The organism is Micrococcus sp. KRD077, from assembly GCF_017168505.1.
Taxonomy (GTDB): Bacteria; Actinomycetota; Actinomycetes; order Actinomycetales; family Micrococcaceae; genus Micrococcus; species Micrococcus luteus.
Genome location: NZ_JABFAZ010000009.1, coordinates 174,149 through 190,008, shown reverse-complemented (window position 1 = coordinate 190,008; position 15,860 = coordinate 174,149). Strand labels below are relative to the sequence as shown.

15 protein-coding genes are annotated in these 15,860 nt (G+C 73.4%); 13 read left to right on the top strand and 2 right to left on the bottom strand.

The window, feature by feature from the left end; genetic code table 11:
• Positions 1-4 precede the first annotated feature (4 nt).
• The 13 genes from murG to nrdR all read left to right on the top strand — a co-directional run bounded on the left by murG (position 5) and on the right by nrdR (position 14,041).
• Positions 5-1,123, top strand: coding sequence for an undecaprenyldiphospho-muramoylpentapeptide beta-N-acetylglucosaminyltransferase (murG, locus tag J1M39_RS03295; RefSeq protein ID WP_206496464.1), 1,119 nt, complete (start codon positions 5-7; stop codon positions 1,121-1,123).
• Positions 1,120-2,607, top strand: a complete 1,488-nt coding sequence (gene murC, locus J1M39_RS03290; protein ID WP_036314167.1) for a UDP-N-acetylmuramate--L-alanine ligase — start codon at positions 1,120-1,122, stop codon at positions 2,605-2,607. The genes murG and murC overlap by 4 nt, the downstream gene beginning before the upstream one ends.
• A 53-nt stretch (positions 2,608-2,660) precedes the next feature.
• Positions 2,661-3,389 carry a cell division protein FtsQ/DivIB gene (locus J1M39_RS03285; protein WP_051995230.1) on the top strand — a complete coding sequence of 243 codons (729 nt, stop codon included), beginning with the start codon at positions 2,661-2,663 and terminating at the stop codon, positions 3,387-3,389.
• A 317-nt stretch (positions 3,390-3,706) separates the two neighbouring features.
• Positions 3,707-4,924: a cell division protein FtsZ gene (ftsZ, locus tag J1M39_RS03280; RefSeq protein ID WP_036314171.1), complete on the top strand. Its 1,218-nt coding sequence runs from the start codon at positions 3,707-3,709 to the stop codon at positions 4,922-4,924.
• The gene (locus J1M39_RS03275; RefSeq protein WP_135039957.1) at positions 4,921-5,742 is read left to right on the top strand and encodes a polyphenol oxidase family protein; all 822 of its coding nucleotides are present in this window, start codon (positions 4,921-4,923) and stop codon (positions 5,740-5,742) included. The genes ftsZ and J1M39_RS03275 overlap by 4 nt, the downstream gene beginning before the upstream one ends.
• Positions 5,739-6,527 (top strand): YggS family pyridoxal phosphate-dependent enzyme, encoded by a 789-nt coding sequence (locus tag J1M39_RS03270; RefSeq protein ID WP_206496455.1) that lies wholly within the window; start codon positions 5,739-5,741, stop codon positions 6,525-6,527. Before J1M39_RS03275 ends, J1M39_RS03270 begins: the two co-directional genes overlap by 4 nt.
• A gap of 110 nt (positions 6,528-6,637) precedes the next feature.
• On the top strand, positions 6,638-7,270 hold the full coding sequence (locus J1M39_RS03265) for a cell division protein SepF (protein WP_135039959.1): 633 nt from the start codon (positions 6,638-6,640) through the stop codon (positions 7,268-7,270).
• A gap of 7 nt (positions 7,271-7,277) precedes the next feature.
• A complete protein-coding gene (locus J1M39_RS03260; protein ID WP_049146938.1) occupies positions 7,278-7,574 on the top strand; it encodes a YggT family protein in 297 nt (98 codons plus the stop codon).
• Positions 7,575-7,713: 139 nt separating this feature from the next.
• Positions 7,714-8,301, top strand: coding sequence for a DivIVA domain-containing protein (locus J1M39_RS03255; protein ID WP_036383048.1), 588 nt, complete (start codon positions 7,714-7,716; stop codon positions 8,299-8,301).
• Between the two features lie 56 nt (positions 8,302-8,357).
• The gene (gene lspA / locus J1M39_RS03250; protein WP_036314214.1) at positions 8,358-8,828 is read left to right on the top strand and encodes a signal peptidase II; all 471 of its coding nucleotides are present in this window, start codon (positions 8,358-8,360) and stop codon (positions 8,826-8,828) included.
• A gap of 4 nt (positions 8,829-8,832) precedes the next feature.
• Positions 8,833-9,795: an RluA family pseudouridine synthase gene (locus J1M39_RS03245; protein ID WP_078025836.1), complete on the top strand. Its 963-nt coding sequence runs from the start codon at positions 8,833-8,835 to the stop codon at positions 9,793-9,795.
• 111 nt (positions 9,796-9,906) lie between these two features.
• Positions 9,907-13,503, top strand: a complete 3,597-nt coding sequence (gene dnaE / locus J1M39_RS03240; RefSeq protein WP_036383050.1) for a DNA polymerase III subunit alpha — start codon at positions 9,907-9,909, stop codon at positions 13,501-13,503.
• Positions 13,504-13,546: 43 nt separating this feature from the next.
• Positions 13,547-14,041, top strand: coding sequence for a transcriptional regulator NrdR (nrdR, locus tag J1M39_RS03235; protein ID WP_002855838.1), 495 nt, complete (start codon positions 13,547-13,549; stop codon positions 14,039-14,041).
• Positions 14,042-14,199: 158 nt separating this feature from the next.
• On the opposite strand, the gene ppgK is transcribed toward nrdR, so the two are convergent.
• On the bottom strand, positions 14,200-15,024 hold the full coding sequence (gene ppgK / locus J1M39_RS03230) for a polyphosphate--glucose phosphotransferase (RefSeq protein ID WP_036383052.1): 825 nt from the start codon (positions 15,022-15,024) through the stop codon (positions 14,200-14,202).
• Positions 15,025-15,045: 21 nt separating this feature from the next.
• On the bottom strand, positions 15,046-15,860 hold an 815-nt coding region (gene map, locus J1M39_RS03225), incomplete at its 5' end, for a type I methionyl aminopeptidase (protein WP_206496454.1).

Sequence of the window (15,860 nt, the reverse complement as noted above, 5' to 3'; positions counted from 1 at the left end):
AGATGTGGATAAGAGACAGCCCCTGCGGGTGGTGCTGGCCGGCGGCGGCACCGCCGGCCACATCTCCCCGATGCTCGCGATCGCCCGCGCCCTGGAGGACGACGGCGGCGGCCCCGTCGAGTGCACCATGGTCGGCACCGCCTCCGGCATGGAGACGCGTCTCGTCCCCGAGGCGGGCTACGAGCTCGACCTGATCGACCGGGTCCCGATGCCGCGCCGCCCGTCGATGGACGTCGTCCGCTTCCCGGCCCGCTTGCGCGCCGCGGTCGCCACGGCGGCCCGGATCCTGCGGGACCGGCGCGCCGACGTCGTCGTGGGCGTGGGCGGCTACGTCGCCACGCCCGTGTACCTCGCCGCGTTCCGGGCCGGTGTGCCCGTGGTGGTCCACGAGGCCAACGCCCGCCCCGGCCTGGCCAACCGCATCGGCGCCCTGCGGGCCGCGCACGTCGGCACCGCCCTGCCGGACACCCGCCTCCGCGGCGCCCGCTGGGTGGGCATGCCGATGCGCCCCGAGATCTCCGGCCTGGACCGGGCGGCCGCCCGCCGTGCCGCCCGTGAGGCCCTCGGCCTCGATCCGGACCGGACCACCGTCGTGGTGACCGGCGGCAGCTCGGGTGCGCTGGCCATGAACCGCACCGTGCGCGCCGCGCTGGGCGACCTCCTGGACGCCGGTCTGCAGGTGTTCCACCTGACCGGTCGGGACAAGGCCCTCACCGAGGACGACGGCGGCCTGCTGGTCCGGGACGGCTACGTCCAGCGGGAGTACCTGGCGGGCATGGAGCAGGCCTACGCCGCCGCCGACCTGATCGTCGCCCGCTCGGGCGCCGGCACGGTCTGCGAGGTGTCCGCGGTCGGCCTGCCCGCCGTCTACGTCCCCCTGCCCATCGGCAACGGCGAGCAGGCGCTCAACGCCCGCCCCGTGGTGGAGGCGGAGGGCGCGCTGCTCGTCCGCGACGACGCCTTCGGGCGCGCGTGGGTGCAGCGTCAGCTGATCCCGCTGGCGACCGACCCTGAGCGTCTCGCGCGCATGGGGGAGGCGGCCGCCCGCTTCGGCGTCCGGGACGCGGACGTCACCATGGCCGGCCTCGTGCGCTCGGCCGCCCAGGAAGGAGCCCGGCGATGAGCCGAGACGAGAGCACCCGTCCCGCGGCCGAGGGCCGCTTCGCCGACCTGGGCCGCGTGCACCTGCTGGGGATCGGCGGCGTCGGCGTGTCGGGGGTCGCCCGCATCCTCCAGGAGCAGGGCGTCGCGGTGTCCGGCTCCGACGCGAAGGACCTGCCCGTGATGCGCGAGCTCGCCGCGGGCGGTGCCCGGATCACGGTCGGCTACGATGCCGCGCATCTCGGCCGGGACGTCACCACGGTGATCGCCTCCTCGATCGCCGGGCCGGGCAACCCGGAGCACGACGCCGCCGTGGCGCGCGGACTGCGCGTGCTGCACCGTTCCGAGGGCCTCGCCCTGGCCATGCGCGGCCACCGGGTGCTGGCCGTCGCCGGCACGCACGGGAAGACCACCACGTCCTCCATGGCCGCCATGGCCTTCTCCGACGCCGGCTGGGACCCCACGTTCGCGGTCGGCGCCGCCGTCGCCGGGCTCGGCACCAACGCCCGGGCGGGCCGGGGCGAGTGGTTCATCGCGGAGGCCGACGAGTCCGACGGCACCCTGGTGAACTACCCGAGCACGATCGGGATCGTCACGACCGTGGAGGCCGACCACCTGGACCACTACGGGACCGAGGAGGCGGTGCACCAGGTCTTCCGGGACTTCGCGGGCGGGCTGCCGGCCGCCGCCCAGGGCGGGGTCCTCGTGGCCTGCCTCGACGACGCCGGCGCGGCGGACCTGGCCGCCTGGGCACGGGAGCACGCGGCCGCCGACGTCGTGACCTACGGCTCGGCGCCCCGTGACGGCGTGGCGCCGGACCTGCTGGTCACCGACCTCGCGGTGGAGCCGGGCGAGACCGGAGTGGGCCAGCGCGCCACGTTCCGGATGGCGGGCGGCCCGGAGCGCACCCTGCATCTGCAGGTGCCCGGCCGGCACAACGCGCTGAACGCCGCCGCTGTGGTCCTGGCCGCCGTCCGGGCGGGCATGGCCTTCGAGGCCGCCGTGCGGGGCGTGGAGGCCTTCCGGGGCACGGCCCGCCGCTTCGAGTTCCGCGGCGCCGCGCGCGGCGTGCGGGTCTTCGACGACTACGCGCACCATCCCACGGAGGTGGCCGCCGCGGTCTCCGCCGGCCGTGCCGTGGCCGGCGACGCCCGCGTGCACGTCCTGTTCCAGCCCCACCTGTTCTCCCGCACCCGGGACTTCGCCGCCGAGTTCGCCGCCGCCCTCTCCGGGGCGGACGCGGTGCGCGTGCTGCCCGTGTACGCGGCTCGGGAGGAGCCGATGCCCGGCGTCGACTCGTCCCTCATCGCCTCCCGCCTCACCACGGGCGCCGCCGAGGACCGTGTCGTCGCCGAGGACCGCGCCGAGGCGGTGCGCTCGCTCGCGGCGGGCGCCACGGCCGGCGACGTCGTCCTGACGATGGGCGCGGGGGACGTCACCGCCTTGGGTGCGGACCTGCTGGCCGAGCTCGGTCGGGACGCGGCGCCCGGCGTCGCCCACCCGTGAGGCTCGGCCGCGGGACGCCGCCGGTCGCACCAGCCGGGGCCGACGCCTCCACCGTGGTCCGATTCCCGGGCCGCACCGCGCGCCGGCGCCGCGCCACGCGCTGGGGTGTGGCGGCCGCGGTCCTCGCGGTGCTGACCGCCCTGGGCTGGGTCGTGTTCTTCTCGCCCGTGCTCGCGGTGGACCGCGTCGAGGTCACCGGCACCCGCCATGTCTCCGCCGCCGAGGTCCAGGAGCGCCTGGAGCCCGTGTACGGCGTGCCGCTGTCCCGCGTCGGCGCCGGCTGTGTGGGCGAGCTGGTCGGTGGTCTGCCCGGAGTGGCCGAGGTCCAGACCGTTCCCCGCCTGCCCACCGGCCTGGAGGTCGTGGTCCGGGAGCATGAGACGCGGGCCCGGCGGGACGGCGACGACGGTGTGCAGCTGCTGCTCGCAGACGGCACCGTCCTGACGGGAGTGCCGGAGGAACGGCTCGAGGGCGAGGACCTCCCCGCGTTCTCGGAGGAGCTGGCGCAGCGGGCGCAGGAGGAGCGCGCCGAGGTGGCCGAGGTGCTGGCCGCCCTGCCGGAGGCCGTGGCGGATCGTGTCGAGACGGCCGACTCCCGGGGCCCGGGCCAGGTCCGTCTGGCGCTCGAGGGTGGGGTGACCCTGGTCTGGGGCGACGCGCAGGACGCCGGCCTCAAGGGGTCCGTGGCCGAGGCGTTCCTGGCGGACGAGCGGCACGGGTCCGCGGCGGGCGGCGTCGCCGAGATCGACGTCTCCGTGCCCACGCGGCCGATCACGCGCTGAACCGGGGCCACAGGAGTCTCCAGTAGAACGTGAAGGTGAAGGTCGGGGCGCGGGGCCTCATGCGAGTCGGGGTGCCATCACTGCGGAGGCTCGTCCTTCGAGTCTCACGTGAAAGTTGATGTTGAGGGCGTCTTTTCCGCGTGGACACGCCGTTTTCTTTTGCGCGTGACGCGGGCCTCCCAGTACGGTGGATCCGAACGCGCGCGAGGCTCGCTTCACGCTGTGCTTGAAGGTGTCCACCCCGGGTGGCCGCCGATCACCGGGGCGATGTGCCTCGCGCTGACCTCTCGAGATCTCGAACAAAGGGAACCAACACCGTGGCTGCACCCCAGAACTACCTGGCCGTCATCAAGGTCGTCGGCATCGGCGGCGGCGGCGTGAACGCCGTGAACCGCATGATCGAGGTGGGGCTCCGCGGCGTGGAGTTCATCGCCATCAACACGGACGCCCAGGCGCTGCTGATGTCGGACGCGGACGTGAAGCTGGACGTGGGCCGCGAGCTCACCCGTGGACTCGGCGCGGGTGCGAACCCCGAGGTCGGCCGCCAGGCCGCCGAGGACCACGCGGAGGAGATCGAGGAGGTCCTGCGGGGCGCGGACATGGTGTTCGTGACCGCGGGCGAGGGCGGCGGCACCGGCACCGGCGGAGCGCCCGTCGTGGCCCGCATCGCGCGCTCGCTCGGCGCCCTGACCATCGGCGTCGTGACCCGTCCGTTCACGTTCGAGGGCCGCCGTCGCGCCGGCTCCGCCGAGGCGGGCATCGACGCCCTGCGGGACGAGGTCGACACCCTCATCGTGATCCCGAACGACCGCCTGCTGTCCATCTCGGACCGCAACGTCTCGGTCATGGACGCCTTCCGTCAGGCGGACCAGGTGCTCCTCTCCGGCGTCCAGGGCATCACCGACCTGATCACCACCCCGGGCCTGATCAACCTCGACTTCGCGGACGTGAAGTCCGTGATGCAGGGCGCGGGCTCCGCGCTCATGGGCATCGGCCACGCGCAGGGCGAGGACCGCGCCGTCAAGGCGGCCGAGCTGGCGATCGCCTCGCCGCTGCTCGAGGCCTCCATCGACGGCGCGTACGGTGTGCTGCTCTCCATCCAGGGCGGCTCCGACCTCGGCCTCTTCGAGATCAACGAGGCCGCGCGACTGGTCCAGGAGGTCGCCCACCCGGAGGCCAACATCATCTTCGGCGCGGTCATCGACGACGCCCTCGGCGACGAGGTGCGCGTGACCGTGATCGCCGCGGGCTTCGACAAGGTGGACGTCACCTCCGCCCCGGCCGCCCCGCAGGCCGTGCAGCAGCAGGCGGCCCCGCAGCGGGCCGCGGCCCCCGCGCAGCCGCAGCCCGCCGCCCAGCCGCAGCCCGCCGCCCCGGCCCAGCCGCAGCAGGCCGAGCGCCCCGCCGTGCGCGGCACCGTGCCGCTGGCCCCGCAGGAGCAGCAGCCGCGCCGCCAGCAGGACCTGCCCACCGTGGTGGAGCCGGACCTCGGCGCCGGGTCCTCGGACCTGGACGTCCCGGACTTCCTCAAGTGACGGCCGCGGAGGGGCCGGCCGGGACCGCACGGGTCCCCGCTGGCCCCTTCGTGCACCGCGAGACCGTCCGCACCGCGACGGGCGCCGTGCACGTGGCCTGGACGTCCGTGGCCGCCGGCAACCTCGCGCTGCACGTGGTCCCGCCGGACGAGGCCGAGCGACTCGCGCGTGTCAGCGCCGCCCGTCGCGCCCTGGAGCGCGTGATGGGGGTCCCCGAGGACGCCACGCTCTATCTGGACCAGGTGCACTCGGCCGACGTCGTGTGGGCGGACGGACCCGGGCGCGGCGGTGCCCCGGCCCCCGTGGCCGACGCCGCCGTGAGCCGTGACGGGTCCCGTCCGCTGGCCGTCATGGTGGCCGACTGCCTCCCCGTGGTCGTCGTCGACGAGACGACCGGCGCGACCGCCGTGGCCCACGCCGGGCGGCGCGGGCTGCTGGACGGCGTCCTGGAGGCGACCGTCGATCGGCTGCTCTCCTTGCGCCCGGAGACCGACCGGACCGGTCCCGGCCTGCGCGCCTGGATCGGCCCCGGCGTGTGCGGCCGCTGCTACGAGGTGCCCGCCGCCCTGCGCGCCGAGGCCGCCGCCCGCCTCCCGGCGACCGCGGCCACCACGTCCTGGGGCACCCCCGCCCTCGACCTGCCCGCCGGCGCCGCACAGGTCCTCCGCGCCCGCGGGGTGACCACCGCGACGATCGACGCGTGCACGCGCGAGGACGAACGCCTGTTCTCGCACCGCCGGGCGCCCGGTGAGGGCCGGTTCGCCGGCCTCGTCTGGCGCACCGACCCCGACGCCACCACCCCGAGAGGAGAGGCATGACCGCCCCCGCCACCGCCGGGCCGACCCCCACGGACCCCCGCGCCCGGGAGATCGCCGACGCGCTCGCCGCGGTGCGCGCCCGCATCGCCGACGCCGCGCGGGACGCCGGGCGCGAGGCGGAGCCCGCGCTCGTCGTCGTGACCAAGACCCACCCCGCCGCCGACGTCGTGCGCCTCGCCGCGCTCGGCGTGACCGACGTGGGGGAGAACCGCGACCAGGAGGCCCGGCCCAAGGCCGAGGCCGTCGCCGCGGCCCTGGGGGCGGACGCCCCGCGCTGGCACTTCGTGGGCCAGCTGCAGACCAACAAGGCCAAGTACGTGGTGCGCTACGCGTCCGTGGTGGAGTCGGTGGACCGACCCGAACTGGCCGAGGCGCTCTCGCGGGCGCTCCTGCTGCGGCGCGAGCGCGAGCCCGAGGCCGCGATCCCCGACCTGGAGTGCCTCGTGCAGGTGGACGTCGACGACCGCGCCGACGAGGACCGTCCCGAGGGGATCGGCCCGCGCGGCGGCGCCCGTCCCGAGGACGTCCCCGCCCTCGCGGACGTCATCGCAGGCCTGCCGGGCCTGCGGCTGGGCGGGCTGATGTGCGTGGCACCGCGCGGCCTGGACCCGGAGCACGCGTTCCGCCGCCTTGCCGCACTCGGCGCGCGCCTGCGGCAGACGCATCCGGAGGCCACCGCACTGTCCATGGGGATGAGCGCGGACCTCGAGGCGGCCGTGCGCGCCGGGGCGACACAGGTGCGCATCGGCTCCGACGTTCTGGGGGCCCGGGACGCGGTGGGCTAACGTTGACCCCGCGCGTCCCGGCGGGACGCGACAGGACCGTGCGGACGAACGCGCACCGACGACGAACGACGGCGGCCCCCGGGGCCGGAGGACGTGGTGAAGGAAGACTCATGGCTGGTGCCCTGAAGAAGACGATGATCTACCTCGGCCTGGCCGACGGCGACGAGTACGACGAGCAGCCGCGTGCGGCCGAGCGGGAGGCCGCGCCCCGACACGAGGTCGTCGAGGCGCGCCGCCCCGCGGAGCCGGACACCGACCCCCACATGGAGGCCGTCCGCCCGGCTGCGGTCCGCGAACCCGAGCCGGCCGAGCGGCCAGAGCCCGTGACCCCGTCCGGCTCCACCGCGGCCGATCCCGTCGAACCCCGGCGTCCGGCGCGTCCCGAGCCGGTCGACCCGGGCTACCGGGCCCCGGTGACCCCCATCAAGCGAGCCGCAGCGTCGTCTGCCGAAGGAGCCTCCGTGCACACCCTGTCCACCGTCCACCCCCGCTCCTACAACGACGCGAAGGCGATCGGCGAGTCCTTCCGCTCCGGCGTGCCCGTGATCATGAACGTGACCGACCTCGGTGAGAACGAGGCCAAGCGCCTCGTGGACTTCGCGGCCGGCCTCGTCTTCGGCCTGCACGGCTCGATCTCCCGCATCACCAGCAAGGTGTTCCTGCTGACCCCGGCCACCGTGGACGTCGTCGGTGCCGAGCAGGGCGAGTCCGGCGAGGCCGACTCCCCGTTCGACGGCGACTGAGGCGCCCATGCAGCTGCTCCTCGCCCTCGCCTACCTCGCCCTGACGGTGGTGCTCGCGGCGCTGACCGTGCGGATCGTCCTGGACGTCACGCAGTCGTTCGCCCGCCACTGGCGCCCCACCGGGGCGGCCCTCGTGCTGGCCAGCGGCGTGTACGGGGCCACCGACCCGTTGCTGCGCCCCGTGCGTCGTGCCGTGCCGCCGGTGAACCTGGGCGGCATCGGCCTGGACGTGGCCTTCCTCATCGTGTTCCTCGGCGTCGTCCTGCTGCGGGTCCTGGTGCTGAGCCTGGCCGGCGTGGCCTGACCCGCGGCCCGGGGCGGCTGTCGGCCCCGGTGGTAGTCTTCGCGGCAGGATCGGCGCCGCCCCTCACCGGCGCGCCGGCCGTCGACGCGCCGGGCCGCCCGGCCGTCCCCGAGCACCGAGCAGAGAGCGAGACGGTTCCATGGCGCTGTCCTGGGAAGACGTGGTCAACAAGCAGTTCCAGCCCACGAAGTTCCGCGAGGGCTACGACCAGACCGAGGTGGATGACTTCCTCGACGAGATCGTGGCGGAGTTCAAGCGCCTGATCGCCCTCAACGAGCAGCTCGAGTCCGAGAACGCGGAGCTGCGCGCCGGCGGCGCCGCCCCGGCCGCCGGCCCCGCTGCGGACACCCCGGAGGCCGCCGCGACGCCGGCCTCCGTCGAGGAGGCGGCCCCGGCCGCTGCCGACGCGGCCGCGACCTCCGCCGCCGGCGTCCTGGCCATGGCCCAGCGGCTGCATGACGAGCACGTCGCCGCGGGCGAGCAGCGCAGCACCGAGCTCGTCGCCGAGGCCGAGGCCACCGCGGCCCGGCTCGTCAGCGACGCCGAGGAACAGAAAGCCCGCACCCTCGAGGCCCTGGCCGAGGAGAAGGCCGGCCTGGAGGGCGAGGTCGAACAGCTGCGCAGCTTCGAGACCGACTACCGCAGCCGCCTCACCTCCTACATCGAGGGCCAGCTGCGCGAGATCCGCGCCCAGAAGCGCGTCGAGCCCCCCACGCCCACGGCGTGAGCCGAGCCGTCGACGCCGCGCCGGCCCCGCGATCCCCTCGCGCGGGCCGGCGAGCCGTGCTCACCGCCCTCATCGTGGCGGTGCTGGCCTACGCCCTCGACCAGCTGACCAAGTACGCGGTCGAGAGCACGATGCAGCTGGGGGACTCCGTCGCGGTGATCCCCGGGGTGCTGCGCTGGCACTACATCCTGAACCCGGGCGCGGCCTTCTCCATCGGCGAGGACCACACCTGGGTGTTCACCATCATCCAAGCCGTGGTGGCGGTCGCCGCCCTCGTCGGGATCGCCCGCGTGCGCTCGACGCCGTGGGCCCTGGCGCTGGGCGGGCTCGCCGGCGGCGTGCTCGGCAACCTCACGGACCGGCTGTTCCGGCCCCCGGCGTTCGGGCGCGGCCACGTGGTCGACATGATCTCCGTGCCGCACTTCGCGATCTTCAACGTGGCGGACTCGTTCATCGTCTGCTCCGTCATCGGCGTCGCCCTGCTCGTGATGACCGGCCGCCGCCTGGACGGCACACGGGAGGCGTGAGGACATGGGCATGAGACCGGGACTGACCGAGCGGCTCGAGGTCACCGAGGCCGAGGCGGGCCGGAGGGTCGACGCGGTGCTCGCCGACGCGTTCGGCGTCTCCCGCTCGCTGCTGGCGGACTGGTTCTCCCGGGGCCTGGTGCGGGCCGAGTCGCGCTCCGGCCGCCGGGACCGCGTCCTGGCCAAGTCCGCGAAGGCCGTGGCGGGGGAGACCCTCGCCGTCGACGTCCCCGACGACCCCGACCCCCTGGAAGTGAGGGCAGAGCGCGTGGACGCGCTGAGCATCCTGTACGAGGACGAGGACCTGGTGGCCGTGGACAAGCCCACCGGCGTGGCCGCGCACCCCTCGCCGGGCTGGGTCGGGCCCACCGTGGTGGGCGCCCTGGCCGCCCTCGGCTACGACATCACCACCTCGGGCGCCCCTGAGCGCCAGGGGATCGTGCACCGGCTCGACGTCGGCACCACCGGGGTCATGGTCGTGGCCAAGACCGAGCGCGCCTACACGGCCATGAAGGACCAGTTCCGCGAGCGCGTGCCGGAGAAGGTCTACCACGCCGTGGTCCAGGGCATCCCGGACCCGCTGAGCGGCACCGTGGACGCGCCCATCGGGCGGCATCCCGGCCACCACTGGAAGTTCGCGGTGCTCGAGGACGGCCGGCCGTCCGTGACCCACTACGAGACGCTCGAGGTGTTCGGCCGGGCCACCCTGCTCGAGGTCCACCTGGAGACCGGGCGCACCCACCAGATCCGCGTGCACACCTCGGCGCTGCGCCACCCGTGCGTCGGCGACCTCACGTACGGGGCGGATCCGCGCCTGGCGGCCGAGCTCGGGCTGACCCGCCAGTGGCTGCACGCCCACCGCCTGGCGTTCCCGCACCCGGTCACGGGGGAGCCGGTGACGATCACCTCCCCGTATCCGGACGACCTCGCCCACGCCCTGGCGGCGCTGCGCGGCGACGAGGACTGAGCCGGCACCGTCGATGTGACCCCCGTCCCGGTCCGGCCCCGCCGCCCGGGCACCACGAGTAGGCTGGTGGGTGCGGCCCCGCCGTCCTCCCCGTCGAAAGGCCCACCCCGCATGACCGTGTCCGCCGACGCCCGCCCCGACGCCGTGAAGGACGGCGGCTTCGTCCACCTGCACACGCACACCGAGTACTCCATGCTCGACGGCGCCGCGAAGCTGGACGACCTGTTCGCCGAGGCCCAGCGGCTGGGCATGGACTCGCTGGCCATCACGGACCACGGCTACCTCTTCGGCGCCTACGACTTCTGGTCCAAGGCGAAGGCGGCGGGCGTCAAGCCGATCATCGGGCTCGAGGCCTACGTGGCCCCCGGGCAGCAGCACCGCACGGACAAGGAGAAGACCCGCTGGGGCGAGCCCCACCAGCGGGGGGACGACGTGTCCGGCGGCGGTGCGTACACGCACATGACGCTGCTGAGCGAGACCACCGAGGGGATGCACAACCTGTTCCGGATGGGCTCGATCGCCTCGCTGGACTCGGTGTACGCCAAGTGGCCGCGGCTGGACCGGGAGCTGCTGAGCCAGTACTCGAAGGGCCTGATCGCCACCACGGGCTGCCCCTCCGGCGAGGTGCAGACGCGCCTGCGCCTGGGCCAGTACCGGGAGGCGATGCAGGCGGCCTCGGACTTCCGGGACATCTTCGGCAAGGACAACTACTACTGCGAGATCATGCACCACGGCCTCGACATCGAGCGCCGGGTGATGACGGACCTGCGCCGGCTCGCCAAGGACCTGGGCCTGCCGTTCGTGGCCACGAACGACCTGCACTACACCCACGAGCACGACGCCAAGGCGCACGAGGCGCTGCTGGCCCTGCAGTCGGGCTCGAAGCTCAACGAGCCCAGCTACGACCAGGGCGGCTCCCGCTTCGCGTTCTCCGGCACCGAGTACTACCTGAAGTCCCCGCGGCAGATGCGCGAGCTCTTCGCGGAGCTGCCCGAGGCCTGCGACAACACGCTGCTCATCGCCGAGCGGTGCGAGGTCGAGTTCGACACGAAGGCCAACTACATGCCGGTCTTCCCCACGCCGGAGGGCGAGGACGAGACCAGCTGGCTCATCAAGGAGGTCGCCTCCGGTCTGGCCTACCGCTACCCGGACGGCGTGCCGGACCACGTGCGCAAGCAGGCGGACTACGAGCTGGACGTCATCATCTCGATGGGCTTCCCCGGGTACTTCCTCGTCGTGGCCGACTTCATCAACTGGGCCAAGGAGAACGGCATCCGGGTGGGCCCGGGCCGCGGCTCGGGCGCCGGATCGATGGTGGCGTACGCGCTGCGCATCACGGACCTGGACCCGCTCAAGCACGGGCTGATCTTCGAGCGGTTCCTCAACCCGGACCGCGTGTCCATGCCCGACTTCGACGTCGACTTCGACGACCGCCGTCGCTCCGAGGTGATCGACTACGTCACCCGCAAGTACGGCGACGAGCGCGTCACCATGATCGTCACGTACGGCACCATCAAGACCAAGCAGGCCCTGAAGGACTCGGCCCGCGTGATGGACCAGCCCTTCTCGATGGGCGAGTCCCTCACCAAGGCGCTGCCGCCGGCGGTGATGGCCAAGGACATCCCGCTCAAGGACATCGAGGACCCCGCGGCCCCGCGCTACGGGGAGGCCGCGCCCTTCCGCGAGCTGATCGCCACGGACCCGGTGGCGAAGGAGGTCTTCGAGACCGCCAAGGGCCTCGAGGGCCTGAAGCGGCAGTGGGGCGTGCACGCGGCCGGCGTGATCATGTCCTCGGTGCCGGTGATCGACGTCATCCCGATCATGCGCCGCCTGCAGGACGGCCAGGTCATCACGCAGTTCGACTACCCGATGGCGGAGTCCCTGGGCCTGATCAAGATGGACTTCCTGGGGCTGCGCAACCTCACGATCATCTCGGACGCGCTCGAGAACGTGAAGGCGAACCAGGGCGTGGACCTGGACCTGGAGACCCTCGACGTGGACGACCCGGCGGCCTACGAGCTGCTGGCCCGCGGCGACACCCTCGGCGTGTTCCAGCTCGACGGCGGGCCCATGCGTTCGCTGCTGAAGATGATGCGCCCGGACAACTTCGAGGACATCTCGGCGACCATCGCCCTGTACCGCCCCGGCCCCATGGGCGCGAACTCCCACACCAACTACGCGCTGCGCAAGAACGGGCAGCAGGAGATCACCCCGATCCACCCCGAGCTGGAGGAGCCGCTGCGGGAGATCCTGGACACCACCTACGGCCTGATCGTGTATCAGGAGCAGGTCATGGCGATCGCCCAGAAGGTGGCGGGCTACTCGCTCGGCCAGGCCGACATCCTGCGCCGCGCGATGGGCAAGAAGAAGAAGTCGGAGCTGGACAAGCAGTACGAGGCGTTCCACCAGGGCATGCTGGACCGCGGCTACTCGGAGGCCGCGGTGAAGGCCCTGTGGGACATCCTGCTGCCCTTCTCGGACTACGCGTTCAACAAGGCGCACTCGGCCGCCTACGGCCTGGTCTCCTACTGGACGGCCTACCTCAAGGCGCACTACCCGGCGGAGTACATGGCGGCGCTGCTCACCTCGGTGGGCGACGACAAGGACAAGCTGGCCATGTACCTCAACGAGTGCCGCCACATGGGCATCACGGTGCTGCCCCCGGACGTGAACGAGTCCCACCTGACCTTCACCCCCGTCGGCCGGGACATCCGCTTCGGCATGGGCGCCGTCCGCAACGTGGGCCCCAACGTGGTCAAGGGCATGGTCCAGGGGCGCGAGGACGGGGGTTCGTACACGGGCTTCGGCGACTTCCTGGCGAAGGTGCCGCTCGTGGTGTGCAACAAGCGCACCATCGAGTCCATGATCAAGGCCGGCGCCTTCGACTCCCTCGGCTACGCCCGCCGCGCCCTGCTGGCCGTGCACGAGGAGGCCGTGGACGCCACCGTGGCGCAGAAGCGCAAGGAGGACCACGGCGAGTTCACCTTCGACCTGTTCGCGCTCGGCGGCGGCGACGAGGACGACTCCGACGCCGCGGACGGCGTCGCCGTCCCGGACCTGCCGGAGTGGTCCAAGAAGGAGAAGCTCGCGTTCGAGCGCGAGATGCTGGGCCTGTACGTGTCCGACCATCCGCTGCAGGGCCTCGACGGCGTCCTGGCCCAGCACGCCGACGTCCAGATCAGCCGCGTCCTCGACGACGACGGGCCCGCGGACGGCGCGATCGTCACCATCGCGGGCCTGGTCACCACGCTCGAGCGCCGCATCGCCAAGTCCTCGGGCAACGCGTACGCGCGCTGCGAGATCGAGGACCTCGGGGGCTCGATGGACGTCATGTTCTTCGGCCAGGTGTACGCGCCCATCGCGATGATGCTGGCCGAGGACCTCGTCGTCGCCGTCAAGGGCAGGGTCCAGCGCCGCGACGACGGGTCGGTGTCCCTGTCGGCGATGGAGCTGACCATCCCGGAGCTCTCGGACGGCCCCGGCGGCCCCGTGCGGATCACGCTGCCGGCGTTCAAGGCCACGGAGCAGGTCATGGGCCAGCTGGCGGACGTGCTGCGCACCCATGAGGGCTCCTCGGAGGTGCGGCTGTCCCTGGTGGGCCAGCGTGCCACGCAGGAGTTCCAGCTGGGCCCGCAGTTCCGGGTGAGCCCGAACCCGGCGCTGTTCGGTGACCTCAAGATCCTGCTGGGTCCGGCCTGCCTCGGCTGAGCGGACGTAGCATGGGAGTGCCCCGCCCAGGAGGAGAGAGCTGATGCACTGCCCGTTCTGCCGCCATGAGGACTCGCGCGTGGTCGACTCACGCTCCCTCGACGACGGCTCCGCCATCCGTCGGCGTCGGCAGTGTCAGGCCTGCGGGAAGCGGTTCACCACCATGGAGACCACCGCCCTGACCGTCGTCAAGCGCTCCGGGGTGGCGGAGCCGTTCGACCGCTCCAAGGTGATCAACGGCGTCCGGAAGGCGTGCCAGGGGCGGCCGGTGACGAGCGACGACCTGGCCATGCTCGCCCAGGAGGTCGAGGAGACGGTCCGTGCCACGGGCAACGCCGAGGTGGACGCCCACGACGTCGGCCTGGCCATCCTCGATCCGCTGCGCCGTCTCGACCAGGTGGCCTTCCTGCGCTTCGCCTCCGTCTACCGGGACTTCGAGTCCCTCGACGACTTCGAGGAGGCCATCGCGGAGCTCCGGGCCGGTGACGGGGACGACCGCGGCCGTCCCGCCGTGCAGCCGCGGCTGTTCACCCGCTGACCCGGGCCGATGCGACGGCGCCGCCGGGATCGACGGTGCAGTGGTGCGCACGGCCTCCAGGCGCTACAGTGTTCCCCGGGTCGACCTCGGTCGGCCCGGCAAGACTGCCGAGGGCGGTTCCGGAGGGGAAGCCGGAACCGCCCTCGGTGTCTGCGCCCTCAGTTGCCGTCGGCGAGCGAGCCGTGCGCGGCCAGGGCGGCGCCCACGATGCCCGCGTTGTTCTGCAGCTGGGCCGGGACGATCGGGGTGCGCAGGCGCAGCAGCGGCAGGTAGTCGTCCGGCCGCTTGGAGATGCCGCCGCCGACGATGAACAGGTCGGGCGAGAAGATCCGCTCCACGTGGGAGAAGAAGCGCTGCAGTCGCTCGGCGTACTCGGCCCAGCTGAGCTGATCGCGCTCCCGGGCCTTCGCAGAGGCCCGTGACTCGGCCATCACGCCGTCGAGCTCCAGGGAGCCGACCTCGAAGTTCGGGACGAGCATGCCGTCGTGGATCATCGCGCCGCCGATGCCGGTGCCGAGGGTGATCACGTGCACCAGGCCGCGCACGCCCCGCCCGGCCCCGTAGCGGGCCTCCGCGAGGCCGGCCGCGTCGGCGTCGTTGACCACGGTCACGGGGCGGCGCAGGTGCTCCTCGAACGTGCCGCGCAGGTCCGTGCCGATCCACGAGTGGTCGATGTTGTTCGCGGACAGGCACACCCCGTCCTTGACGATCGAGGGGAAGCACACGCCCAGCGGGGCGGAGGGCTTCGGCGCCTTCTCGCGCCCGTCGAGCTCGGCGGTGATGGCCGCCAGGGTCGCCGCCACGGGCTCGGGCATGGCCGGCTGCGGCGTGGGGATGCGGAAGCGTTCCCCGCGCAGGGTGCCCGCCTTCGGCCCCGACCCGAGGCGGACCAGGCCGCCCTTCATGCCGGTCCCCCCGACGTCGATGCCGATCGTCGTGGGGTACTTGGAGGAGCGCTGGGCGGTGCTGGTGTGCGTCGTCACGGCCCCCAGCTTAGTGCCGGGTCACGGCAGTGTGAGAATCTCCGCGCCGTCGTCCGTGACCACGATCGTGTGCTCGAACTGCGCGGTGCGACGGCGGTCGCGGGTCACCACGGTCCAGCCGTCGTCCCACTGGTCCCACTCGATCGTGCCGAGGGTGAGCATCGGCTCGATGGTGAACACCATGCCGGGCACGAGCAGGCGGTCGTGGGCCGGGGCCGCGTCGTAGTGGGGGATCACGAGGCCGGAGTGGAAGTCCACGCCCACGCCGTGGCCGATGAAGTCGCGCACCACGCCGTAGCCGAAGCGCTTGGCGTAGGACTCGATGGCGCGGCCGATCACGTTGACCTGACGGCCGGGCTTCACGGCGCGGATGCCGCGGCGCAGGGCCTCCTCGGTGCGCTCGACGAGCAGACGGGACTCCTCGTCCACGTCGCCGACCAGGTAGGTGCGGTTGTGGTCTCCGTGGACGCCGTCCAGGTACGCGGTGATGTCCAGGTTGACGATGTCCCCGTCCTCCAGGACGGTGCCGTCCGGGATGCCGTGGCAGATGACCTCGTTGATCGAGGTGCAGATGGACCGCGGGAAGCCGCGGTAGCCCAGGCAGGACGGGTAGGCGCCGCGCTCCACGAGGAAGGCGTGCGCGATCCGGTCCAGCTCGTCCGTGGTGACGCCCGGGCGGATGTGGGCGGCGGTGTGCTCCATGGCCTGCGCGGCCAGGCGGCCGGCGGCGCGGATCCGCTCGACGCCGGCGGCGTCGTAGACGTCCGAGGCCTTGCCCTCGTCCGGGGTGGCCTTGCCGACGTACTCGGGGCGCGGGATCGCGGCCGGCACGGGCG